The organism is Nocardia ignorata NBRC 108230, assembly GCF_001612905.1.
Classification (GTDB): Bacteria; Actinomycetota; Actinomycetes; order Mycobacteriales; family Mycobacteriaceae; genus Nocardia; species Nocardia ignorata.
Map to the genome: position 1 here is coordinate 1 of NZ_BDBI01000018.1, position 23395 is coordinate 23395.

Annotated in this window: 25 protein-coding genes, 1 tRNA gene and 1 other RNA gene; 20 read left to right on the plus strand and 7 right to left on the minus strand. The window is 68.0% G+C overall.

All coding sequences use genetic code 11. The annotated features are described in order from the left end of the window. Positions 1–126 precede the first annotated feature (126 nt). From hisN to NI2_RS16360, 7 genes are all read left to right on the plus strand, one after another. Complete coding sequence (gene hisN / locus NI2_RS16330) at positions 127–912, plus strand: histidinol-phosphatase (protein ID WP_067491757.1); 786 nt, start codon at positions 127–129, stop codon at positions 910–912. A 97-nt stretch (positions 913–1009) separates the two neighbouring features. After that, positions 1010–3001: a DNA helicase RecQ gene (gene recQ, locus NI2_RS16335; protein ID WP_067491759.1), complete on the plus strand. Its 1992-nt coding sequence runs from the start codon at positions 1010–1012 to the stop codon at positions 2999–3001. A gap of 50 nt (positions 3002–3051) precedes the next feature. Further along, positions 3052–3282, plus strand: a complete 231-nt coding sequence (locus NI2_RS16340) for a WLR motif membrane protein (RefSeq protein ID WP_067491761.1) — start codon at positions 3052–3054, stop codon at positions 3280–3282. 170 nt (positions 3283–3452) lie between these two features. Then, entirely contained in the window at positions 3453–4070 is a 618-nt protein-coding gene (locus NI2_RS16345) for a YdcF family protein (protein WP_133733817.1), read from the plus strand. Between the two features lie 125 nt (positions 4071–4195). Further along, on the plus strand, positions 4196–5134 hold the full coding sequence (locus tag NI2_RS16350) for an acyl-ACP desaturase (protein ID WP_067491765.1): 939 nt from the start codon (positions 4196–4198) through the stop codon (positions 5132–5134). Between the two features lie 48 nt (positions 5135–5182). Next, a complete protein-coding gene (smpB, locus tag NI2_RS16355; RefSeq protein WP_067491767.1) occupies positions 5183–5656 on the plus strand; it encodes an SsrA-binding protein SmpB in 474 nt (157 codons plus the stop codon). Then, positions 5653–6516 carry an EamA family transporter gene (locus NI2_RS16360; protein ID WP_084476470.1) on the plus strand — a complete coding sequence of 288 codons (864 nt, stop codon included), beginning with the start codon at positions 5653–5655 and terminating at the stop codon, positions 6514–6516. Before smpB ends, NI2_RS16360 begins: the two co-directional genes overlap by 4 nt. Before the next feature lie 3 nt (positions 6517–6519). Here NI2_RS16360 and NI2_RS16365 read toward each other — a convergent pair whose 3' ends face one another. Next, a complete protein-coding gene (locus NI2_RS16365; protein ID WP_067491769.1) occupies positions 6520–7818 on the minus strand; it encodes an ABC transporter substrate-binding protein in 1299 nt (432 codons plus the stop codon). Positions 7819–8029: 211 nt separating this feature from the next. Here NI2_RS16365 and ssrA point away from each other — a divergent pair. Continuing rightward, positions 8030–8401, plus strand: a transfer-messenger RNA (tmRNA) gene (gene ssrA / locus NI2_RS16370). A 44-nt stretch (positions 8402–8445) separates the two neighbouring features. Here the strand turns inward: ssrA and NI2_RS16375 are convergent. After that, a complete protein-coding gene (locus tag NI2_RS16375; RefSeq protein WP_067491771.1) occupies positions 8446–8631 on the minus strand; it encodes a DUF5302 domain-containing protein in 186 nt (61 codons plus the stop codon). An 86-nt stretch (positions 8632–8717) separates the two neighbouring features. Here NI2_RS16375 and NI2_RS16380 point away from each other — a divergent pair, with 86 nt between their 5' ends. After that, a complete protein-coding gene (locus NI2_RS16380; protein ID WP_067491773.1) occupies positions 8718–9599 on the plus strand; it encodes a hypothetical protein in 882 nt (293 codons plus the stop codon). Here NI2_RS16380 and NI2_RS16385 read toward each other — a convergent pair. Beyond that, positions 9577–10401 (minus strand): DUF1266 domain-containing protein, encoded by an 825-nt coding sequence (locus tag NI2_RS16385; protein WP_067491775.1) that lies wholly within the window; start codon positions 10399–10401, stop codon positions 9577–9579. The genes NI2_RS16380 and NI2_RS16385 overlap by 23 nt on opposite strands. A 139-nt stretch (positions 10402–10540) precedes the next feature. Here NI2_RS16385 and NI2_RS16390 point away from each other — a divergent pair, with 139 nt between their 5' ends. After that, the gene (locus NI2_RS16390; RefSeq protein ID WP_067491776.1) at positions 10541–11227 is read left to right on the plus strand and encodes a helix-turn-helix domain-containing protein; all 687 of its coding nucleotides are present in this window, start codon (positions 10541–10543) and stop codon (positions 11225–11227) included. 113 nt (positions 11228–11340) lie between these two features. After that, positions 11341–11829 (plus strand): NUDIX hydrolase, encoded by a 489-nt coding sequence (locus NI2_RS16395; RefSeq protein ID WP_067491778.1) that lies wholly within the window; start codon positions 11341–11343, stop codon positions 11827–11829. On the opposite strand, the gene NI2_RS16400 is transcribed toward NI2_RS16395, so the two are convergent. The 4 genes from NI2_RS16400 to NI2_RS16415 form a co-directional block, all read right to left on the minus strand. Further along, positions 11805–12203 carry a VOC family protein gene (locus tag NI2_RS16400; RefSeq protein WP_067491780.1) on the minus strand — a complete coding sequence of 133 codons (399 nt, stop codon included), beginning with the start codon at positions 12201–12203 and terminating at the stop codon, positions 11805–11807. The genes NI2_RS16395 and NI2_RS16400 overlap by 25 nt on opposite strands. A gap of 51 nt (positions 12204–12254) precedes the next feature. Next, positions 12255–12668, minus strand: a complete 414-nt coding sequence (locus NI2_RS16405) for an arsenate reductase ArsC (protein ID WP_067491782.1) — start codon at positions 12666–12668, stop codon at positions 12255–12257. 116 nt (positions 12669–12784) lie between these two features. After that, positions 12785–14086 carry a D-arabinono-1,4-lactone oxidase gene (locus NI2_RS16410; protein ID WP_067491784.1) on the minus strand — a complete coding sequence of 434 codons (1302 nt, stop codon included), beginning with the start codon at positions 14084–14086 and terminating at the stop codon, positions 12785–12787. Positions 14087–14138: 52 nt separating this feature from the next. Continuing rightward, positions 14139–14816 carry a TetR/AcrR family transcriptional regulator gene (locus tag NI2_RS16415; RefSeq protein ID WP_067491786.1) on the minus strand — a complete coding sequence of 226 codons (678 nt, stop codon included), beginning with the start codon at positions 14814–14816 and terminating at the stop codon, positions 14139–14141. A gap of 130 nt (positions 14817–14946) precedes the next feature. Here NI2_RS16415 and NI2_RS16420 point away from each other — a divergent pair, with 130 nt between their 5' ends. The 9 genes from NI2_RS16420 (at position 14947) to NI2_RS35165 (ending at position 23146) form a co-directional block, all read left to right on the plus strand. Then, complete coding sequence (locus NI2_RS16420) at positions 14947–16452, plus strand: MFS transporter (protein ID WP_067491788.1); 1506 nt, start codon at positions 14947–14949, stop codon at positions 16450–16452. 168 nt (positions 16453–16620) lie between these two features. Beyond that, positions 16621–17043: a fluoride efflux transporter FluC gene (locus tag NI2_RS16425; RefSeq protein WP_067491790.1), complete on the plus strand. Its 423-nt coding sequence runs from the start codon at positions 16621–16623 to the stop codon at positions 17041–17043. 64 nt (positions 17044–17107) lie between these two features. Next, entirely contained in the window at positions 17108–17470 is a 363-nt protein-coding gene (locus NI2_RS16430) for a fluoride efflux transporter FluC (protein ID WP_067491792.1), read from the plus strand. A gap of 47 nt (positions 17471–17517) precedes the next feature. Further along, positions 17518–19155 (plus strand): phosphoglucomutase (alpha-D-glucose-1,6-bisphosphate-dependent), encoded by a 1638-nt coding sequence (gene pgm, locus NI2_RS16435; protein WP_067491874.1) that lies wholly within the window; start codon positions 17518–17520, stop codon positions 19153–19155. Further along, a complete protein-coding gene (locus NI2_RS16440) occupies positions 19152–20477 on the plus strand; it encodes an MFS transporter (RefSeq protein ID WP_067491794.1) in 1326 nt (441 codons plus the stop codon). The genes pgm and NI2_RS16440 overlap by 4 nt, the downstream gene beginning before the upstream one ends. Before the next feature lie 65 nt (positions 20478–20542). Continuing rightward, positions 20543–21280 (plus strand): DsbA family protein, encoded by a 738-nt coding sequence (locus NI2_RS16445; protein ID WP_067491796.1) that lies wholly within the window; start codon positions 20543–20545, stop codon positions 21278–21280. Positions 21281–21439: 159 nt separating this feature from the next. Further along, positions 21440–21515 (plus strand) — tRNA-Ala (locus NI2_RS16450). A 434-nt stretch (positions 21516–21949) separates the two neighbouring features. Further along, positions 21950–22147 carry a helix-turn-helix domain-containing protein gene (locus NI2_RS35160; RefSeq protein ID WP_243749728.1) on the plus strand — a complete coding sequence of 66 codons (198 nt, stop codon included), beginning with the start codon at positions 21950–21952 and terminating at the stop codon, positions 22145–22147. A 396-nt stretch (positions 22148–22543) separates the two neighbouring features. Next, the gene (locus tag NI2_RS35165; protein ID WP_371851987.1) at positions 22544–23146 is read left to right on the plus strand and encodes an ImmA/IrrE family metallo-endopeptidase; all 603 of its coding nucleotides are present in this window, start codon (positions 22544–22546) and stop codon (positions 23144–23146) included. Positions 23147–23395: the final 249 nt, after the last annotated feature.

Sequence of the window (23395 nt, forward strand, 5' to 3'; positions counted from 1 at the left end):
GGGCCGCTGCGCCGCTTCGCGGCGGACCCTCCTCGAGGTCGGGTCGTGCGGGGCTGGGAGTGCGGGCATGGCGGACTCGGGGAATCCCATTCGAGTTGCTGGTGTGGCTCGCCATAAACTCCCCTCGTGGCTGCCTACTCCGCTGACCTGGACCTTGCTCTTCGATTGGCCGATGAGGCCGATGCCATCTCGAAGGAGCGCTTCGGTGCTGTCGACCTGAAAGTCGACTCGAAACCGGACCTCACTCCCGTCTCGGATGCCGACCTCGCGGTGGAACAGGTGATCCGTCGGGTGCTGAGTGCCGAACGCCCGGACGATGCCGTTCTCGGTGAGGAGTTCGGCGGTGATGCCGAGTTCACCGGCAGGCAGTGGGTGGTCGACCCGATCGACGGGACCAAGAACTTCGTTCGTGGCGTTCCTGTGTGGGCCAGCCTGATCGCCCTGCTCGAGGACGGTGTTCCGGTGGTCGGGGTGGTCAGCGCCCCGGCACTCGGTCGGCGCTGGTGGGCGGCGGCGGGGTCGGGGGCGTGGGCTCAGGTTCATCCCGGTGCTCCGAAACCCATCACGGTGTCGGCGGTGGGCGAGCTGGATTCGGCGAGTTTGGCGTTCTCCTCGCTGTCGGGCTGGCACGAACGCGGGCTGCGGGAGAAGTTCATCGACCTCACCGACGAGGTGTGGCGGGTCCGGGGGTACGGCGATTTCTTCAACTATTGCCTGGTGGCCGAGGGGGCGGTGGATATCGCCGCCGAACCGGAGGTGTCGCTGTGGGACTTGGCGGCACTCGACATCCTGGTCCGCGAGGCGGGCGGCACGTTCACCGCCCTGGACGGGCGCCCCGGTCCACACGGCGGCGACGCGGTGGCGACCAATGGCCCCCTGCACTCCGAGGTCCTTGCCCGTTTGCGGGCGTGAGAGGCGAGTTGTCCACATGTGAGCAGATCCCGGTCACGGCGGTGATCGGGGTCGGCGGCGGGGCTGCGGTCCCGGCGCTCGCTCGTAGGATGGCCCGGTGAGCAATTCCGGCGCCACAGCACCCGACGACTTCCCTCCGGAAGACTTCCCGCCCGACGACCCCTACTCGTCGGGCGGCGGTTACGTCTCCGAACACGATTTCGACGACACCGGCGGCTTCCACTTCGACGACCTCGCCCCCGCCACTCCGGGCCGGGCGGCGGCCCCCGCACGCGGTGAGACGGCCGACGAGGTCTTACGCCGGGTCTTCGGCTACGACAGCTTCCGTGGTGACCAGGCCGCGATCGTCGAACAGGTCATCGGCGGCGGTGACGCACTCGTTCTGATGCCGACCGGTGGCGGCAAATCCCTGTGCTACCAGGTGCCCTCGCTGGTCCGCCCGGGTGTCGGTGTCGTCGTCTCACCGCTGATCGCGCTCATGCAGGACCAGGTCGACGCGCTGAGTGCCCTCGGGGTGCGGGCCGGGTTCCTCAACTCCACCCAGTCGCCCGATCAGCGCCGCACGGTGGAGGCGCAGTTCGTGACGGGCGAGCTGGACCTGCTGTATCTGGCGCCGGAACGCCTGCGCCTGGAATCCACGCTGCGGCTGCTCGATCGCGGCACGGTCGCCCTGTTCGCCATCGACGAGGCGCACTGCGTGTCGCAGTGGGGCCACGATTTCCGGCCGGACTATCTCGCGCTGTCGCTGCTGCACGAACGCTGGCCCGATGTGCCGCGCATCGCGCTCACCGCCACCGCCACCGCGAAGACCGCAGCCGAGATCGTCGAACGACTCGATCTGGGTGAGGCGAAGCAGTTCGTCGCCAGCTTCGACCGGCCCAATATCCAGTACCGGATCGAGGGCAAGAACCGCCCCGACCGGCAGCTGCTCGAGTTCATCCGCACCGAGCATCCCGGCGACGCGGGCATCGTCTACTGCCTCTCGCGCAATTCGGTGGAGAAGACCGCCGCCATGCTCAACGAGAACGGTGTGCGGGCGGTGCCGTACCACGCGGGTCTGGACAACCGTGTGCGCGCGGAGAACCAGGCTCGGTTCCTGCGCGAGGACGGACTGGTCGTGGTGGCGACCATCGCCTTCGGCATGGGCATCGACAAACCCGACGTGCGGTTCGTAGCCCACCTCGACCTGCCGAAGTCGGTGGAGGGCTACTACCAGGAGACGGGCCGCGCGGGCCGCGACGGTCTGCCGTCGACGGCGTGGATGGTCTACGGGCTGGCCGATGTGGTGCAGCAGCGCAAGATGATCGACTCGAGCGAAGGCGACGCCGCCCACCGCAGGCAACTGCAACTGCACCTGGACGCCATGCTCGCCCTGTGCGAGACGGTCAATTGCCGACGCGCGCAACTGCTGAACTATTTCGGTCAACAGCCCACCGGACAGGGCTGCGGCAACTGCGACGTGTGCCTGAACCCACCCGAAACCTGGGACGGTACCGTCCCCGCGCAGAAACTGCTCTCCACGGTGCTGCGTCTCAAACGTGAACGCGGACAAGCCTTCGGCGCCGGTCACCTCGTCGACATCCTCCTCGGCAAGACCAACCCGAAGATCACCCAGCACCGCCACAACGAGCTCACCGTGTTCGGTATCGGCACCGACCTGCGCGACACCGAGTGGCGCGGGGTGGTCCGTCAGCTGCTGGCCGGCGGATTCCTCGCGGTACAGGGCGAATACGGTGTGCTCGCCCTCACCGACGCGGGCAACGAGGTGCTCTTCGAGGGCCGCAAGGTGGCGTTGCGTCGCGAACCCGAACGCCCCACCCGGCCCGCACGCGCACCCAAGGCGGCGAAGGCCGCGGCCGACCTGCCCGCCGCCGATGTGCCACTGTTCGAACGCCTCCGGGCCTGGCGCGCGGCCACCGCCAAGGAACAGGGTGTCCCCGCCTACGTGGTGTTCCACGACGCGACCCTGCGCGAGATCGCGGCCCGCAAACCCGGCGACCTCGCCGCCCTCGGCACCGTCGCCGGGGTCGGCGAGAACAAACTTGCCCGGTATGGGGAAGGGGTGCTGGCCACGCTGGCGGGCGACTAGCGGGAAGGGAACTCGCGACGGATCAGGGGGTGCCGCGTTAGTGTCGATTCATGGCCAATGGTGAAGGCTCCGAGTCGGAGACGTCGGGTGGGTCGAGCTCGGGTGGCGCGGATGCCCTCGCGCCGATGCCGCATCGGCATATCGACCCGGCGGTCGCACCGTCCTTGCTCGGCGGCCACCGCCCGGTGCACCGGGGCAGACCGCGCTGGTCGACGGTGGCACTCGTCCTCGTCTTCGCCTCCGCGCTCGCCCTCTATCTGCTGTTGCGTCCGGGCGGCTGACCCGGCGGCGACCGTAATGTTTGTGATGGCGCGGACCAGCAACGCCCACCACACCCTTGTGAATTCCGGTAGCCGCACGTCATAGCCCTTCCTGCGCCGCCTTCCGCGGCGCACCGTTGGCCTCCTCGACCGATCGAACGGTGATCGGTCCGCGCAAGGAGGCGACGGCCATGGCTTGGACCAAGTGGGCGATCCGAGGGGTGTGCACGGCCCTCACCGCAACCGGATTCGTCTGTGCCGCAGCACAATCGGTGTCGGCGGAACCGGCGGTGGTCACTGTGATCCAGGATCTGCGCCGGATCGTCGCGCCCGCTGTGCCGGGTACCTACGGCGGCGACACGGCGGTGGTCATCCTCGGGTACGGACTCACTCCGGAGGGCACCATGCGCGAAGAACTGCTGCGCCGGTTGCGGACCGGCTATGTGCAGGCGGTGTTCGCGCCGTGGTCGCCGATCATCGTCACGGGCGGCAACCCGCAGGCGGGTCGCAGCGAGGCCGACGCCATGGCGAGCTGGCTCGAGGACGCGGGTATCGACCCCGCCCGCATCCTGCGCGAGCCACACGCCGACTCCACCATCGGCAATGCCGACCACACCGCCGCCCTGATGAGCGAGCACAACCTGACCTCGGCCGTCCTCGTCACCTCCGCCGACCACGTCACCCGGGCGCGAGCCGCCTTCGACGCGGCCGGGGTCACCGTGGTCGGCGAACTGACACCCGACACCGCCCCCTGGCCCCACCTACCGCTGAGCATCGACCAGTTCGGCCCCATGCTGCCCGCGGACTAGCCGACGGTACGGCCCACTGTGATCGCACACAGTATTCCGCGACTGTGCCGACGCCCGCCACGACCTGGGCCGATCGTAGGGGCACGGACTCCGAGTCCTCTCCCGCAACTTCGAGGTGACACCAGATGCAGCTCCACCTGTCCGACCGCGACATCCTCGCCGAGCTCGAATCGACGGCCGAGGACAACCTCAACGACCACCTGGCCAAGGCCAAGGACTGGAACCCGCACGACTACGTGCCGTGGGACGAGGGTCGCAACTTCGCCGCCATGGGCGGAATCGATTGGGAACCGGGGCAATCCAAGCTCAGCGAAGTGGCGCGGGCGGCCATGATCACCAACCTGCTCACCGAGGACAACCTGCCCTCCTACCACCGTGAACTGGCCGATACCTTCGGCCTCGACAATGCCTGGGGCACCTGGGTCGGGCGCTGGACGGCCGAGGAGAACCGGCACGGCATCGTCATGCGCGACTACCTCGTGGTGACCCGCGCGGTCGACCCGGTCGCCCTGGAACAGGCACGGATGGCGCACATGACCGCCGGTATCGCCAAGCCGGAGAAGGGTTCCCAGTTCCTGCGCGGCGTCGCCTACGTCACCTTCCAGGAACTGGCCACCCGCATCAGCCACCGCAATACCGGCACGCTGTGCGGCGATCCGATCGCCGACCGGATGCTCGCGCGCATCGCCGCCGACGAGAACCTGCACATGATCTTCTACCGCAAACTGTGCGGCGCCGCCCTCGACCTCACTCCCGACGCCGCCATGGCCGCGATCACCGATGTCATCCTGCGTTTCCAGATGCCCGGTCTCAACCAGCCCAACTTCCGCCGCAACGCCGTCCTGCTCGCCAAGCACGGCGTCTACGACCTGCGCCAGCACCTCGACACCGTGCTGAAGCCGGTCCTGCGCACCTGGCGGATCTTCGAACGCTCCGACTTCGGCCCCGAGGGCGAACGCGCCCGCGACGAACTGCACGCCTATCTCACCGATCTCGAGGTCAAGGCCGCCCGCTTCGAGGAACAACGCGACCGCGCACTGGCCCGGGCCGCCGCCCGCGCCTGATCCGGCCATGGAATAAACCGCTGGCGCCGTCACTTACAGTTGACCGTTATGAAGGAGAAAGGCCGGAAGGTCATCGCGACCAACCGCAAGGCCCGGCACAACTACACGATCCTCGACACCTACGAGGCGGGGATCGCGCTGGTCGGCACCGAGGTGAAGAGCCTGCGTGAGGGCAAGGCCTCGCTCGTCGACGCCTTCGCGACTGTCGACAACGGCGAAGTGTGGCTGCGTGGCCTGCACATCCCGGAGTTCAGTCACGGCACCTGGACCAACCACGCGCCCCGTCGTAACCGCAAGCTGCTGCTGCACAAGCGTGAGATCGAGCACCTGGTCGGCAAGTCCCGCGAGGGCAACCAGACGCTGGTGCCGCTGTCGATGTACTTCTCCGACGGCAAGGTGAAGGTGGAGCTGGCCCTGGCCAAGGGCAAACAGGACTACGACAAGCGCCAGGATCTTGCTCGCCGCCAGGCCGAGCGTGAGGTCACCCGCGAGATCGGTCGGCGGGTCAAAGGCATGCGTTGATCTCCGTCGTCCTCGCCCTGATCGCGGCGGCGGGTTACGGAGTCAGCGACTTCTTCGGCGGCATCGCGGCCCGCAGAGTCACCGCTCTGCGGGTCGTCGTCGTCTCGTATCCGTGGTCGGTGCTGCTGGTCCTGCTGATCGCACCGCTGGTCGGCGGGCATCCCGACACCGCATCGATGCTGTGGGGGCTGGCCGCCGGTGTGGCGAGCGGGCTCGCGGTGTGGTGGTTCTACGCCGCGCTGGCCGACGGGCCGATGGCAGTGGTTTCCCCGGTCACGGCGGTACTGGTGGCCGGCATTCCGGTGGTCGCGGGCTTCTTCCTGGGTGAGCGCCCGGGCCCGGCCGCGATCGCGGGTATCGCGCTCGCGCTGGTCGCGGTGGTGCTGGTGAGCCGTGAGGCACCGGACGAGACCACCGAGGAGATCATCGGCGGACGGCAACTGCGCTTCTCCCGTCGCGTCGCCCTGCTGACCGTCGGTTCCGGCGCCGCGTTCGGATTCGCCTTCTTCTTCCTGCACGAAACCGACCCGGCCGCCGGGCTGTGGCCGCTGCTCGGCCAGCGCGGCGCCGCGACGGCGGTGGTGTGGATCTGCGCGCTGGCCGCCGGTCAGTTCGCCGGTCTGCACGGTGAACCGCTGCGGTTGGCGTTGTGGATCGGCGTGCTCGACGTGATCGCCAACGCCGCCCTGCTCTACGCCTTCCACGGGGCGATGCTGTCGGTGGTCAGCGTGATCGGTTCGCTGTACCCGGCGGCGACCGTGCTGCTGGCGATGGTGCTGCTCGGCGAACGAATCAGCCGCACCCAGAAATTCGGGCTGGTACTCGCGCTCGCGGCGGTCGCGATGATCGCCGCGGGCTGAGACCTACAACCGGGTGCAGGGTTCGTGCAGGCCGAGCCTGGCCAGCGTCGAACCCTGGTAGCCGACCGCGATCGGCCGCGCACCCATCGGCGCGCTGTCGTCGGGCTGGAACACCACGGTCCACTCCTTGCTCAGATCGGGCGCGTCCGCACCGACCGGATGGATGGCGACGATGCCTTCCCCGTCCGGTTTGAGCCCCTCGGCGGCCCGCCGCAGCCCCTCCCGGGTGAGCTCGCCGCGCTCCGCCGCCTCCGTGAGCAATGCCCTGAGCGGGTAGGAGATGGCCCAGCCGAGCGAATAACCGAAGTTGGACGGTTCGTGATCGGTCGCCTCGCGTGCCTTCTGAGCGCCGACACTGTCGCCCGCCCAGCTGTCGACGGGAGTCATGTAGTTGTAGCGGGCGGCGAGCGCCGGGGCGGCGGCGGTCTGGTGCAGTGCGGCGTTCCAGGTGGGCAGCGAACCGAGGAACCGGCCGGTGAACCCCGCGCGCACCAGCTTGCCCACGATTTCGGCCGTTTCGGCGGGGCCGGTGGCCAGCATCACCAGATCGGGATCGGCGGCGAGCACCTCCTGCACCGGCCCGTCCTGATTGCCCACCTCGCCGTTGGGCCCGGTGTCGATGCGGTCGGCGATGGTCGCGCCGTTCGCGAGCGCCCACTTCAGCGCGCCGCTGGCGTAGTCGCCGCCGTAGTTGCCGCGGTAGGACACCACCGCGATATTCGTCGGCGCGTAGTGGTTCTCGGCGAACCAGTCCAGGCCCATCACCGCTTCGGTGCAGTAGGAGTAGCCCGCGCTGAGCACCAGGTTGCGGTCGGCGCTGCGGTAGTTCCAGCCCGACCACTGGGTGGCGGCGGTGCTCACCATGTTGTCGACGTCCATCTGGTTGAGCATCGCGATGGTCTGCGAAGTGCCGAAACTCATCGCGAGGGCGAGCACATTCGGTTCGATCTCGGCGTAGCCGGCACGATGCCTGCCCGGGTCGAGAGAGGTGTTGCGGCTGTGGGTGGTGATGTCGATGTCGTAGCCACCGATCCCACCCGACTCGTTGACCTGGTTCCAGAACGCGAGCTGACCCTCGTTCATCGACGAACCGAGCGCCGAGAACGGGCCGTCGGCCAGGTCCGAGAGCACTCCGAGGTACAGGCAGCCGCGATCGGGGTGCGCGGAACCCGGACAGGGTTGACTGCTCACGCCGGGAGCCTGTTCCGACTCACCGGCCGAACACGCCGCGGCGAGCACCAGTCCGGCAACAGCCGGAATCACCGCGACCCGGCGCAGCCCACGCCGACGGGGGAATGCCATCAATCAACTCCTTGGTCCAGCCGCCCAGGCGATCTCGCTTCTCCTGGTTCGACCGATCGAGAACGATACTCGCCCCCACCGACTGTGCCGGACCAATTGGCCGGTTCGCTACCCGGTCACCACGACGCCACCCCGCGCTGGCAGAAATAAGGGGAAGAAACCGGGAAGCACGAGTGTTAATATGACTAGCCCGCAAGGTGCGGGCACGTACGGGGCTGAACGGTTTCGACTGCGTACGTTGATTCAGGGGAAGCGTGTCGGTGCAGGCAAGAGACCACCGTAAGCGTCGTTGCAACCAATTAAGCGCCGATTCCAATCAGCGCGACTACGCTCTCGCTGCCTAAGTAGCGAAGCGTGTCTGTCAGTCCGGGTTCGTCCCTCGACCCGGGTACTGGCATCAGCTAGAGGGAATCACCGTCCAGGTCGGTCGCGGATCTGGGCGGGACATCGAACAGCGACTGGGATCGTCATCCGAGCTTGTTCGCGAGACCCGGAGATCCGAGTAGAGACATAGCGAACTGCACACGGAGAAGCCCTGAAGACGCGGCGGAGGACCCGGGTTCGATTCCCGGCAGCTCCACTCGAGGCCCCTCACCTGACAAACAGGTGAGGGGCTTTTTCATGGAATCAGCCGCCCGCGCGACGACGGAACGTGCGCTTGCCGCCCGCAGCGGCGGACGTACCGCGCAGCTTGGCTTCGTTCTGGGCGGCGCCGGCCACGGAGGCGTTGCCGTTCTTGCGTTCGAGGGCTTCGCGGAACTTGCGTTTGGTCGCCTCGGTGGGTGACTCGGTCGGGTTTTCGTCTTCGGACATGGGGTAAGCCTGCCATCTGTGTGAGGGCATTGTTACCAGCTCGGTACGATCCAGCCAGGCGGGGGCCGGGCAGGAGGGACACGGGCGTGATCGAGGTATGGGGTGCGCGGGTCGCGGTGCGGTACGCGGACGGGCGCTTGGTGACGACGCCGCTGCGGGCCGACAACGAGATCGCCCTCGACGTCGGTGTGGCCGAACTCGCGCGGATCGCCCTGGCGACCACCGAGGACGGGCAGATGGCGTTGCTGCTGTTCTTCCGGTCGGCGGAGTTCGTGGTCGGTGGTGAAGCGACGCAACGGCATCCGGTTCCGGTGTTCCTGGAGACGGGGTTGCGTGAGCAGGCCCAGGTGCTGGTTCGCGCGGTCGAACGCGATCTCGTCGGTCTACGCCGGGTGTTCCCGCCACGTCCGAGTCTCGTTCCGCCGCGCCCGCTTCTCGGCCCGAACGGCCCGCGACGACCCGACGTCGGCGCGGCGGCGGCCCGCATGCGGCACGCGGGCAACTGCGCACGCGAGATCGATACCCTGCACGCCGCCGCCCGCCCGGACGAGTACGTCCTCGAGCTGGCGCAGGCCGGGCACGAGGGCGCGCCGGGCCTGCTCGTGATCACCACCCTGCGGTTGCTGTTCGTTTCCGCGTGGGCGATGTACGAGTTCCCGGTGTCCGTACTCACCGGCGCCTCGGTGCGGTCGGGCGCGGAAAACATGGTGACGCTGCGGATTTCGGGTGCGGGCACCGATCTGGACTTCCACGACTGGACCGCGACCGACTTCGAGCGAATGGCCGAGGCGATCCGCCTGGCCTGCGAGATCGAGCACGTCGACGGATCGATCGCGCCGTCGCTGCCGTCTTCGGCCGACCTGTTCGGCGAGTGGCAACTGCTGGTGGAGCGGCGCAAACTCGGGATGGTCGCCGACGAACCGTTCCGGCGTCAGGCCGTCGGGATCATGCTGACCATGCCGGGCTGAACACCGGCGCCCCCGCGTGCAGCGCCACCCGCCGCCAGGGACTCGACGGACGGAGGTGCAGACCCGCGATCATCCGATGCCGTTCCGCCACTTGCCTTTTCGCGGCCGACAGATCCTGCGTGGCGGCCCAGAAGATGGCTCCGGTGAGGAAGCCGTCGCCGAACTGACGCCAGTTGCGATAGTGCTGACGCGCCCGGTCGAGCCCGGTGAGCATGTGCTCGAAGGCCTCGTCCTCGGTGAGATACCCGGCGGTACACGAGGCACGGGCGATGAACACCAGCCGCGCCAGATCCCAGGCGGTGGCGTCGTTCTGCAGCGGTGCGGGCAGGTTGTCGGTGATGCCGAGTTTGATGGCCTGCAACCAGGCGTCGTAGTCCCGGTCGATACCCGCCGGACCCCGGTAGCCACGGAAACCCGAGAGCGTGTGCAGGAATTCGCGGTGCTCGTCGGCCAGCCCCGACCGGTCGACCCGCCCGGTGTCGGTGGCCGCGGCGACGGCGAGCGGGTGGACGAGTTCGAACAGCGGCGCGTGCATGCCCGCCAGTAGTCGGCGGATGGTGTCGCGCGCGTCCTCGGCGTGGTCGACGCCCCACGATTCGTGCAGGCCCTCGATCGCGGTCTCGCGGCGCGTGGCGGAACTGCCGGGCTCCTCCGGCAGGAAGGCGACACTGTCGCAGTAGGCGCCCCAGCTTCGCCCGTAGTAGGCGCCGACGGCCAGCGCGCGGATCCGGTCGTCGTCGAGCGCCGCGCCCGACCACACATCGGGTTCGGGGTCGATATCCGCGCCGGGAAACCCGGCCACGCGCGGTCGCCCGTGCACTGAGCCTGCCGATTGCATCCAGCCACCCCTCCGCCGAGCCGAACGTTGTGTTGCCAGATCTTACGGACGGGCGGCCTCCGGCGGAACCGAGTGTGTCGGTGGGCGGTACTACCGTCGGGGGATGGGCTACCGGGAACGTCGGTCACGAGTCGATCGCGCGGTGGTCTGGCAGCGCACCGGCGGGGGCGCGGGCCAGACCAGCGTGTTCCCCGACGGCTGCATGGACTTGATCTGGACCGAGGGCACCCTGATGGTGGCGGGCCCGGACAGCCGTGCCGCCCGGGTGCGTGCCGGTGCCGCCGAATTCGTCGGCGTCCGGTTCGCCCCGGGTGCCGCACCGGCTGTCCTCGGCGTGCCCGCCGTAGAACTGCTCGACCAGCGCGTCGACCTCGACACGATCGTGCCCGCCGCCACCGCCCGCGCACTGCTCGATCGGGTCGACAACTCGCCCGACCGCGTTGTGGCTCTCGAATCCGTCGCCGTCGACCTCGCGGCCGCGGCGCCCTCACCGGACCCGCTGCTCACCGACATCGCCGGGGCCATGGCCGCGGGCGAATCGGTCGCCCACACCGCTGCCCGCGCGGGACTGTCGGCACGCATGCTGCACCGCCGTTCGCTCGCGGCATTCGGTTACGGCCCCAAGATGTTGGCGAGGATTCTCCGATTTCAACGCGCACTGGAAACGATCCGCGCGGGCACTCCGGCCGCCGAGGTAGCGGCCCTGCACGGCTACGCCGACCAGGCGCATCTGTCCCGGGACGTCCGTGACCTGGGCGGATGCACGGTGCGCAGCCTGCAACCCGGCTGAGCGTGCCCGGAAAGTCTCATTCGGCTCAACTGCGATACGAAGTTATGCTCACTGTGCACGCCCCGTCGCATGTGCCAGGCCCAGTCCGAACCACGACGAGAGGATGTGACCCGATGATCGACGAATCCGTGTTCACCACGCTGCGTATCGAGGCCGAACGAGACGAAGTGCGCCGACTTGTCGTCGGCGCCGTCGTCGTGCGCCACGACCGGGTTCTCATCCTGCGCCGCCGACGATCCGACTTCCTCAGCGGACGGTGGGAGTTGCCAAGCGGCGTCGTCGAGCACGGAGAGTCGCTCGACGACGCCCTTGCTCGTGAGGTAGCCGAGGAGACGGGCCTCGAGGTCACCGGCGTCACCGACTACCTGGGCGACTTCGACTATCTGTCCGGCAACGGCGCGCGCACCAGGCAGTTCACCTTCGTCGTCGACGTCGCCACCACCGGACCCGTGCAACTCACCGAGCACGACGCTCACCTGTGGACCAAGCTGGACGGCGAACCGCCGGTCAGCGACGAGGTCCGCGAGGTGCTCGGCCGGTATCGGCGGCGCCTGCGCGACCCGCACGGCTGGTCGACCTATCCGCTGGGCAACGGCGCGTAGAGGTCGACACCGTGCCCGTCGGGGTCGGCGAGCGTGGCGTAGCGCTGGCCCCAGAAGGCGTCCCACGGCGCGAGTTCACCGTGGTATCCGGCGCCGACCAGTTCCTTGTACAGCGAGTCGACCTCGGCCGGATCGGCGCAGCGGAACGCGAGGCTGCTCCGGCCGGGGCCGCTGGGCGGTTGCCAACCGGGGGTGAACGAGGCGACCGTCGCCTCGGTGTCCAGCAGCAGCCGCATCCCACCCGACAGCGGAGCCTCGGCGTGCCCCTCGGTCTCACATCCCTCGGGGAAGTCCAGGCCGAGCGCACGGTAGAAGGCCACCGAGGTGGCCATGTCGGACACGATGATCGAGATGGCGTCGAGCTGAGGAGTCATGTCCGGCAGCGTATTCGGCGTGAAGGCCGGTCGTCTTGAACGAATCGGACATCAACGCGCGGGCACGGGCACCAGTTCGGCGATGAGGTTGCCGATCAGGATCTGCAGGTGATCGCGGATCCCGCGTACGACCTCGATCGGTTGCCCGGCCGGATCCGACAGCACCCAGTCGCGATAGCTGATGCCGGGGAAATACGGGCACACCTCGCCACAACCCATGGTCACCACCACGTCGGACAGCCCGACGACATCGTCGGTGAGCGGCTTGGGCCGTTCACCGGAGATGTCGATACCGATCTCGGCCATCGCCGCCACCGCGACGGGATTCAGTTCGTCGGCGGGCTCGCTGCCCGCGGTGCGGACCTCGATGCGATCGCCGGCCATGGCGCGCAGGAAGCCCGCCGCCATCTGTGATCGGCCCGCATTGTGGACGCAGACGAACAACACGCAGGGTGTGTGGGCCATGGTCGCCCTTTCGGTGCAGGGGCGAAGTGCTTGTGGCGCTTCGGATATCACCGCCATCATCGCATCTACCCGCGCGTGTGTGGGCGCGGCTACGGTGTTGTCCTGCGGTGTCCGCCTCAGTCGAGCGAACCGAGAACCCGGTTCACGTAGTCGTTGGCGAACACCCCGGTGGGGTCGAGGCGTTTGCGCACGGCCGCGAACCGATCCCAGTCGGGATAGCGTCCGCGCAGCGTCTCGGCGGTCTGGAAATGGTGTTTGCCCCAGTGCGGACGACCGTCGAACCGGTCGAAGACCGCTTCGCAGGCGCGCAGGTACGGTTCCCATTCCATGCCCTGGTACTGGTGCACCGCGATGTAGCAGGTGTCGCGCCCGCTCGCGGGGGAGAGGAAGGCGTCGTCGGGTGCCACCCAGCGCACCTCGATCGGCATGGGAGTACCGAATCTCTTTGCCAGCGTGATCATCTCGCGAACCGCCTCGGCCGCGTGCGCGCGCGGGACCGCGTACTCCATCTCGTTGAACCGCACCAGGCGCGGTGTGGCGAACACGCGGTAGGAGCGGTCGCGCTGACGGTTGTTGCTGCCCGCGACGGTGGCCACACGATGGATCAGCGGAACGGTCGCGGGAACGCGGCGACCCACCCGGCACAGGCCGTCGTAGAGATGGTTGGACAGCAGGATGTCGTTGACCCACTCGCTCAGCGCGCCCCGCGGCTGCTCGGGCTCGTCCGTGCGGTTGAGCGCCTTGGTCATCACCACGGAGCTGTGCGCGAAGGCGAAGAACTCGAAATGGTCGTTCCCGTCGACGAATTCGTCGAGGTCGGCGAGGACGTCGGCCAGCGGCAGCGGCCGTTCCACGCCTTCGAGCACGAACGACGGCTCGAGCCGCAGGGTCGCCTCGGTGACGATGCCGAGCGCGCCGATGCTCACCCGCGCCGCGCGCCAGCCCTCGGGATCGGTCTCCTCGTTCAGTTCCACCACGCTGCCGTCGGCGCACAGCACCTGCACCGAGTGCAGCGCCGCCGAGATGTTGCGCAGGCGCGCCCCGGTGCCGTGGGTCGCGGTCGCGGTGGCGCCCGCGACGGTCTGGGTATCGATGTCGCCCAGGTTGGGGAAGGCCAGTCCGTGCTCGTGCAACAGCGGGCTCGCCGCGTTCAGCGTCAGCCCGGCCTGCACGCGCGCGCGGCCGGTCGAGGTGTCGACGTCGAGCACCTTGTTCATGGCGCCGAGGTCGACGAGGGTGCCGTCGGTGAGCACGGCGTCGGTGAACGAGTGGCCCGAACCGGCGACACGCACCGTCCGGCCCCGCGCCGCGGATTCGGTGACGATCCCGGCGAGTTCATCGACGTCACGCGGCGTCGCGACGACGGCGGGTGCGCAGCGCTGCTCGCCAGCCCAGTTCACCCAGGTGTTCTTGGTCATGTGTCCAACTGTAGAGGACCAAGTGTGACCCGCGCTACTGAGGGAACGAAAATCAGCGGCGACGACCCAGGCAGGCGGCCGATTTGGCCTGCTCCACCTCGGCGTCGGTGAGCGGCGGGGCGAGCAGCGGCCTGCGCGGCACGGCGTCGGTGCGCACACCGTTGAGCGCCACGGCCATGTACCGCTGCCACACGTCGGGATTGACCGGTGCGGCGAACTCCATGAACGAATTGACCATGTGGATCAGCGCGAAGAAGTCGGTGGTGGTGATGTCGGGATGCACCGCGCCCGCGTCGCGTGCCCGGTCGACGATGGCCGCCACCGACGGGCGGATCCGCTCACGCATCTCGGCGAACCGGGTCGGGTCCTCTTCGAGTTCGAGCACCACTTCGCCGAAGCCGCGGTTGGTCGCCAGGTGCTTGCAGGCGTGTTCGAAGAACTCGACGAGTGCCAGCCACGGGTCCGGATTGCGGGTCGCGGCGTCGGCCGCGTCGGCGAAGTCGACCATGTTCTGCTCGAACACCTCGACGATGAGTGCCCGCTTGTTGGCGAAGCGCCGGTAGACCGTGCCGACACCGACGCCCGCGCGCTCGGCCACGTCGTCGAGGGTGATTTCCAGGCCGTGTTCGGCGAAGAGTTCCCTGGCTGCGACCACGATGCGTTGCTGATTGCGGGCGGCATCGGCGCGCAGCCTGCGGGGTGCTGCGGCAGTCGTCGTGGCGTGATTCACAGGTGCATCCTACTCATTGCCGGATTAAGTGGAGGTGGTTTCTCCGTTACTCTGGTAGCTTCGATTGAAGCGGAGGCTATATCTCCGATTATGCCACCGAAACCACCGACCTAGACCTGCAAGGGGAGTCATGACCACCACACTCGACAAGGGGACGAGTCCCGCGTCCGGTGCGGACACCGGGAACCGGCGAGGCTCACACGCGTTGCGCTGGTGGGTGCTCGCCGTCCTCGGTATCGCGCAGCTGATGGTCGTGCTCGATGCGACGATCGTGAACATCGCGCTGCCTGCCGCCCAGGCCGACCTCGGCTTCGGCGACGCCGACCGCCAATGGGTCATCACCGGCTACGCGCTGGCCTTCGGCAGCTTGCTGCTGCTCGGCGGCCGCCTCAGCGACCTGTTCGGCCGCCGCAACACCTTCATCGTCGGCCTGGTCGGCTTCGCGGTCGCCTCCGCCATCGGCGGCGCGGCCAACAGCTTCGAGATGCTGGTCGCCGCCCGCGTCGGCCAGGGCGTGTTCGGCGCACTGCTCGCGCCCGCCGCGCTCTCGCTGCTGACCGTCACCTTCACCGAACCCGGTGAACGCGCGAAGGCGTTCGGCATCTTCGGTGCCGTCGCCGGTGCCGGTGGCGCGATCGGCCTACTGCTCGGCGGCGCGCTCACCGAGTGGGCGTCGTGGCGCTGGGCGATGTATGTGAACCTGATCTTCGCCGCCGTCGCGCTGGTGGGTGCGGTGCTGTTGCTGGCCAAGCACGTGAACGCCGCATCGCGGCCCAAGCTCGACTGGCCCGGCACCATCACCGTCACCGCGGCGCTGTTCGGCATCGTCTACGGTTTCTCGCACGCCGAATCCCACGGCTGGAGCGACCCGACCACGTTGGCCTTCCTGATCGGCGGCACCGTGCTGCTCGCGGTGTTCGTCTGGATCGAGACCCGCGTCGCGCACCCGCTGCTGCCGCTGCGCATCGTCACCGACCGCACCCGTGCCGGTTCCTACCTGACCGTGTTCATCATGGGCATCGGCATGTTCGCGATCTTCCTGTTCCTGACGTTCTACATGCAGCTGTCGCTGCAGTACTCGCCGATCATGACCGGTGTGGCGTTCATGCCGATGGTGTTCGGCATGGTTGCCTCCTCCACCACCGCGCCCTCGTTGCTGCTGCCCAAGGTCGGGCCGAAGGTCGTCATCAGCGGCGGCTTCCTGGTCGCCGCGGCGGGCATGGTGTGGCTCACCTTCATCGGTCTCGACAGCAGCTATGTCACCCACATCCTGCCCGCGCTCGTCCTGCTCGGCCTCGGCCTCGGTGGCGCCATGTCGGTGGCCTTCCAGGGCTCGACGGCAGGCGTGCAGCACGACGACGCCGGTGTCGCCTCGGCGATGGTGAACACCAGCCAGCAGGTCGGCGGTTCCATCGGCACCGCGCTGCTCAGCACGATCGCGGCCTCGGCGATGACCGACTACGTGTCCACGCACGAGCCCGGTCCACTGACCGTGGCCCAGGGCGCGATCGAGAGCTACACCACCAGCTTCTGGTGGGCGGCGGCCACTTTCGTGCTCGGCGCGATCGTGATCGGTGTGCTCATGCCGAACAAGGTGCCCGCCCCCGCCGAGGGCGAGATGGTGCTCGCGCACTGATCCACCTGTCGTAAACCGATGGCCCGGACCGAGACTCGGTCCGGGCCATCGGCGTTCGCGCGTGGTGGCTGCTGGGGGTTTGCCGGACGCGCACCGCGCGCTAGTTTGTCGGGGGTACTCGATACCATGAGCAACGACCACCGTCGGACTAGCAGGGGAGGGCAGTGCATGGCATCGCGGCCCCCGGCGCTCGACCCGGCCGTCCTCGCGGCGATCTCGGTGGGCGGTGGTCTCGGGGCCACGGCCAGATACGGTGTGGGCCAGTGGTGGCCGGTGCGTCCTGGGCAGTTTCCGTGGTCGACGCTGACCGTCAATGTGGTCGGCTGCTTCGCCCTCGGCGTGCTGATGGTCGTGGTAACCGAGTTCTGGTCGGCGCCGATGCTGGTTCGCCCGTTTCTCGGGATCGGCGTGCTCGGCGGGTTCACTACTTTCTCCGCCTTCGGCCTCGAGCTTCGTACACTGATCGACACCGGTTCGCCGGGCACGGCCGTGGCCTATCTCGGTCTCTCGGTCCTCGCGGGCCTCGGCGCGATGGCGCTCGCCATGATCGGGACCCGCTGGGCGGCAGGCAGCGTGGGACAGAGCACGTGAATCCGACGACGGAAGGGGGCCACCCGATGGTCGCGATGTGGGCTCCCACGGCGGGAGGCGGGCGATGACCGCGGCACTCGTGTTCGCGGGTGGAATGCTCGGCGCCCCCGCGCGTTACCTCGTCGATCGGGCGGTCTCGGCGCGGTTCCCGGCCGGGCTGCCGTGGGGGACGTTGACGGTTAACATTGTCGGTTCGGCGTTGCTCGGGGGCCTGATCGGCGCGAGCGCGGGCAGTACTCTGCTCGCGTTCGCGGGAATCGGTTTCTGTGGTGCGCTGACCACGTTCAGCACATTCGGTTACGAGACCATACGTCTGGTGACCGAGGGCGCCTACGTGTATGCCCTGGGCAACGTCGCGATCAGTGTCGCGGCGAGCTTGGCCTCGGTGTATGCCGCCGCGTCCCTGACCAACTGGTTGTGCGCATGATCCTCATGACCAGCCGCGCCCAGCCGACACGGAAGGGAACACCCACCATGGCCCACGATCGCGCCGGACGGCCCGCCCGCCCGACCGACCTGGTGGATATCGCTCACCTGGTCACCGCGTACTACAGCCGCGTGCCCGATCCGGCCGAACCGAGCCAGCAGGTGGTCTTCGGCACCTCGGGTCATCGCGGTTCCAGCGAGGACAGCGCGTTCAACGAGGCGCACATCATGGCCATCACCCAGGCGATCGTCGAGTACCGCGCCACCCGCGACATCACCGGTCCGGTGTACCTGGCGCGCGACACCCACGCCCTGTCCGAACCGGCCTGGACCACCGCCCTCGAGGTCCTCGCGGGCAACGACGTCACCGCCGTGATCGACGCGCGCGGCCGCTACACCCCGACGCCCGCACTGAGTCATGCTGTGCTGCGCCATAATCAGGGCGGAACCAAGCACCAGGCCGACGGCATCGTGGTGACCCCCTCGCACAATCCGCCGCGCGACGGCGGCTTCAAATACAACCCGCCGCACGGCGGTCCCGCCGACACCAAGGCCACCGACGCCATCGCCGCGCGCGCCAACGAACTGCTGCGCGGCGGCCTGGCCGAGGTGAAGCGGGTGTCGCTGGAACAGGCGATGAAGACCCATGTGCAGCGCTACGACTACCTCGACCACTACGTCGCCGACCTGCCGAACGCGCTGAACTTGGACGCGATTCGCGGCGCGGGCATCCGCATGGGCGCCGACCCGATGGGTGGGGCGAGCGTGGACTACTGGGAGGAGATCGGGCAGCGCTTCGATCTCGAACTCGAGGTGGTCAACCCGTTCGTCGACCCCACCTGGCGTTTCATGACCCTCGACAGCGACGGCAAGATCAGGATGGATCCGTCCTCGCGCCACGCCATGGCCGGACTGGTCGGCATCAAGGACGACTACGACATCTCCACCGGCAACGACGCCGACGCCGACCGCCACGGCATCGTCACCCCCGACGGCGGCCTGATGAACCCCAACCACTTCCTCGCGGTCGCGATCGAATACCTCATCGCCAACCGGATGTGGTGGGACGCGCTCACCAAGGTCGGCAAGACGGTTGTCACGTCCTCGATGGTGGACCGGGTGGTCGGCGTGCTCGGGCGCGATGTGTACGAGGTGCCGGTCGGGTTCAAGTGGTTCGTGCCCGGATTGTTCAGTGGCAGTTTGGCTTTCGGTGGTGAGGAGAGCGCGGGCGCGTCGTTCCTGCGGATGGACGGCACCGTGTGGACCACCGACAAGGACGGTATTCTGCTGGCGCTGCTGGCCGCCGAGATCGCGGCCGTCACCGGTCAGACCCCCTCGGCTCGCTACGGCGAGCTCGAACGTCAGCACGGTAGCCCCGCCTACGCGCGCATCGACGCCGTCGCCACCAGCGAGCAGAAGGCCAAGCTCGCGCGGCTCAGCGCCGACGCCATCACCGGCACCGAGATCGCCGGCGAGGAGGTCACCGGCATCCTCACCACCGCGCGCGGTAACGGCGCTCCCCTCGGCGGGCTCAAGGTGACCACCGAGAACGCCTGGTTCGCCGCCCGCCCGTCGGGCACCGAGGACAAGTACAAGATCTACGCCGAATCCTTTCTCGGTTCCGAGCATCTGACCCAGGTGCAGGCCGCCGCCGAGGAGATGGTGAATCAGGCGCTGATCGAGTGAGTACCGCGACAAAGGTTCGACTACCCGCCGAAATCTGGGTGCTGATCGCGGCGGCGTTCGTCATCGCGCTCGGCTTCGGGCTGGTGGCGCCGGTGCTGCCGCAGTACGCCCGCGAGTTCGGGGTCGGTATCGCGGCCGCGTCGGCGATCGTGAGCGCCTTCGCGTTGATGCGCTTGCTGTTCGCCCCCGCCAGCGGGCGCCTGGTGCAGAAGCTCGGCGAGCGACGGGTGTATCTGGCGGGCATCCTCATCGTCGCGGTGTCGACCGGTGCGTGCGCGTTGGCGCAGACGTATTGGCAACTGCTGGTGTTGCGGTCGCTCGGCGGAATCGGGTCGACGATGTTCACGGTGTCGTCGATGGCGTTGATCATCAGGGTGTCGCCGCCTGCCGCGCGTGGCCGGGTGTCCGGTGTGTATTCGACGAGTTTCCTGATCGGTTCGCTGGTCGGTCCGCTGGTCGGTGGTGCGCTGGCCGGGCTCGGCTTGCGGGCCCCGTTCGTCATCTACGCGCTCGCCCTGCTCGTCGTGTGCGTGATCGTGTTCGCCGGTTTGCGCGAATCACCGGTCCTGAAGGACGACAGCGCGACGACCACACCGGAACTGACCTTCCGGCAGGGCTGGTCGGAGCCCGCGTATCGCGCGGTGCTGCTGTCGAGTTTCGCCGGCGGTGTCGCGGTGTTCGGTGTGCGGATGGCGTTCGTCCCGCTGCTGGTGGTGGAGACCCTGCGGCAGGAACCCGGCATGGCCGGTGTCGCGCTCACCGTGTTCGCGGCGGGCAACGGTGCGGTGCTGTTCGCCTCGGGTCGATTATCCGACCGGCTCGGCCGCAAACCGTTCCTGATCCTCGGCTCGGCGATCTGCGCGGTCGGTACCGGCGCGCTCGGTTTCGCGCCGTCGCTGCCGTGGTTTTTGCTCGCCTCGTTCGTCGCGGGCATCGGTTCCGGCATGTTCAGCCCGGTGCAGCAGGCGGCGCTCGCCGATGTGCTCGGCAGCCGGGCGCGCGGCGGGCCGGTCCTCGCGGCCTTCCAGATGGCGGCCGACCTGGGCGCGGTCCTCGGCCCGATCGTCATCGGTGAGGTGGCCGACCGCACGTCGTTCGGGGTCGGTATGGCGGTGACCGGGGCCGTGCTCGCGGTGTCGGCGACGGTGTGGGTGTTCACTCCCGAGCCGTCGCGGATCGTGCATCCCGAGGACCCGCAGCACCCCGACCACGCCGGCGACGGCCTCGACCCGCAATGCACCTGTGACGGCCCCGACGGGTCACCCGTCGTGCGTGACGGCATGGTTCCCGCGAACCGTCGCCCGGTCGACACGGAGAAATAGCTGGTAGAGCTGATATCGGCGTGCCCGGGCGGCGCGCCGATATCGGCTCGAGGCAGAGTGGACGGGTGAGCACAGCCGGTTCTTCGCACAAACCACGTCCCGTGTCGAGCAACACCACCTACGCGCTGGGCGCGGTGGCCCTCGTCGTGATCGGGCTGATCGTGTTCGCCGTCTACAAGTGGAGCGCCGAACCACCATCCGTCCGCAACGACGGTTACGGCGCTGTGCGCGAGGCGGCGGTGCAGGTCACCACCACGCCCGAAGGGGTGATCCGGCTCGGCCGCCCCGACGCCGCGAAAACCATCGACATCTTCGAAGACCCGCTGTGCCCCGCCTGCGGGGTGATGGAGACCAGCTACGGCCAGGAACTCGCCCAGAAGATCGACGAGGGCAAGCTCGCCGTGAACTACCACCTCGTCGCGTTCCTCGACGACCAGTCCAAGAGCAAGGACTACTCGACCCGCGCCATCGCGGCCAATCTCTGTGTCGCCCAAACAGGTTCGGGCCCCACCTACGGCAAGTTCCACAAGGCCCTGTTCGTGGACCGCCAGCCCGAAGAGGGCGCCGAGGACCTGAGCAACCCCGCCCTGGCCGCCCTCGCCACCGAATCGGGCGCCCCCGAATCCGTCGCCGCCTGCATCACCCACGCCACCCAGCGCGACGCCGCCGCGGCCGCCGCGAAATCGGCCCTCGCCGACCTCGACGCCCGCACCGGCAACAAATCCGCCACCCCCACCATCTACGACGGGACAACCACCGTCGACTGGCGCGACGAAAACTGGGTCACCACCCTCGCCCCCTGACCCACGTGAGGTTGCGCACATCCTAGACCCCCTCCGCGCCGCCCGCCCACCTCCCTGAATCGCCCCGTTTTCGCCATCTACCAGCCGATTTGTTCTCCCGGAGAACCATGGTGTAACTTCATTCAGGCAGCAGCGAGAGCAGCTGAAACAACAGAACACGGGGCTATGGCGCAGCTGGTAGCGCACCACACTGGCAGTGTGGGGGTCAGGGGTTCGAGTCCCCTTAGCTCCACCAAATAACAGGTCAGGCCCGGTCGTAGACCGGGCCTGACCTGTTATTCCGTGCTAGCCCACCGAACCCCCCCGTTTTGGCCGTGTGTTTGATGGACGCGGCCTGCGGACCGCTCCGGCTGCAGTTTCGATCACTACGGTTGTCGCAGGTTCGATTCCTCGGCAGGATACACAAACATGGGTAACTAGAAAACGTTTGGTCATCGGGGATTCTTATTCGATCTGACGATGCCGGTGCGCCGGTTCCTATTCCCCGCCTTCTGCTGGCGGTGACACGTGGCTGCGGCTTGAGAATCTGCTCAATCTGCCTCCTGTCAGTGGTGGTTGGCGTGGAGACACCGGCCCGGTGCCCACGGGGCCGGATGCCGAGCCGGACGCACCAGTGCGTCTGCGGCGTCGGCCTGCCACCGAGTCCGGCGGGGATTCCGTCGGTGCACAGTGACCACACGGTCCTCGACCACCGATCGAACGATCGAGGCGGCCACCTTCTTCGACGGCGGTCGCCTGACATTGGCGCGACAGCTGGCTGGCCTGCGTAAGACAGCCTTGGCGACGATGGTCGACAAGAGCCCGACTGCGGTCGCCAGCTGGGAGTCCGGTGCCAAACGTCCATCCGCTGCCGCGGTCGCTCAGTAGCCACTCGGGCTTGGGGTAGATCGGAGCTTCTTCGTTGTCCGCCCTGACGATGTCGCTTCGCTCAGCTGCACTCCGCACTTCCGGTCGTTGCGGTCGACCAGTCAACCCGCATGCGATCAAGCCTTCGCCTACGGGGCAACTAGCAGTCGACATCTCCAGCTGCCTCGAACGGCACGTCGAGTTTCCCGAAACCGACCTGCCGAGCTTTCCTATCGGTGTCGAGCACGATGACGACGACGGTCCGGAGCGAGCGGCGCGGCTACTCCGCCAACTATCGAATTTCGGAGACGGCCCAGCCGGCCACCTCATCCGCACCCTCGAGAATCATGGTGTGCTGGTCGTGTTCAGCCCCGACCAGGCAGCAGATGTCGACGCATACTCCTTTCGGACAGCCGACTGCGCCCCGTCGTGGCCTTGAATCCGATCAAGCGCGACTTCTACCGGCAACGGTTCGACGTCGCACACGAACTTGGCCACCTGCTGATGCACAGCGACGCCGAACCGGGCGGCAGGATCGTAGAAAATCAGGCCAACCGCTTCGCGTCCGAACTCCTGATGCCAGCGGACCTGATCCGAGGATCGTTGCCGACGAGCATGGGCGGCAGCGCCTGGAGAGACTTGCACCAGCTCAAGGAGTACTGGGGTGTCAGCATCCAAGCGATGCTCTACCGGGCTCGGTCGCTCGGTGTGCTGAGCGACATGTCCTACCGCAACGCGATGGCCACGATTTCGGCGCGCGGCTGGCGACGCGTCGAACCGGCATCGATCAAGGTGATGGAACAACCGTCGCTTCTTCCACGTGCCGTCGAGCTTCTCGGCAGTGAAGGTATCAGCGAGAAGACGTTGATCGAGCAGTCTCTGGTTCCTGCCGAACTTTTCCGAACGATTACGGCTAGAAGCCCACTGCCGACTATGCCGGGTGCGCCGATCCCACCGAACGGCAGTGGGGCTGCGGGCAAAGTCGTCTCGCTGTTCGATGTATCTCTGACCAGCGGTTGATGCGCTGGAGCACGATCGGCGCGTTCACTGACCGGTGTCCTGGGCGCATGTGACGAGCGTGCTTCCACCGCAGGCGGTGAACCTGTGGTCCGCCTGATCTGGATGAGGCGCTCCGGGCGCCGTTACCTGGGCGGTCTCGTCATCGGCGACGGACTGGGGCGCTGCGCTTCTACTCCGATGCCGTACACACCGCCAAAGAGGCAGGCGACGGCATTTCCGCAGCTCACGCCCTGATAAACGCTAGCATTA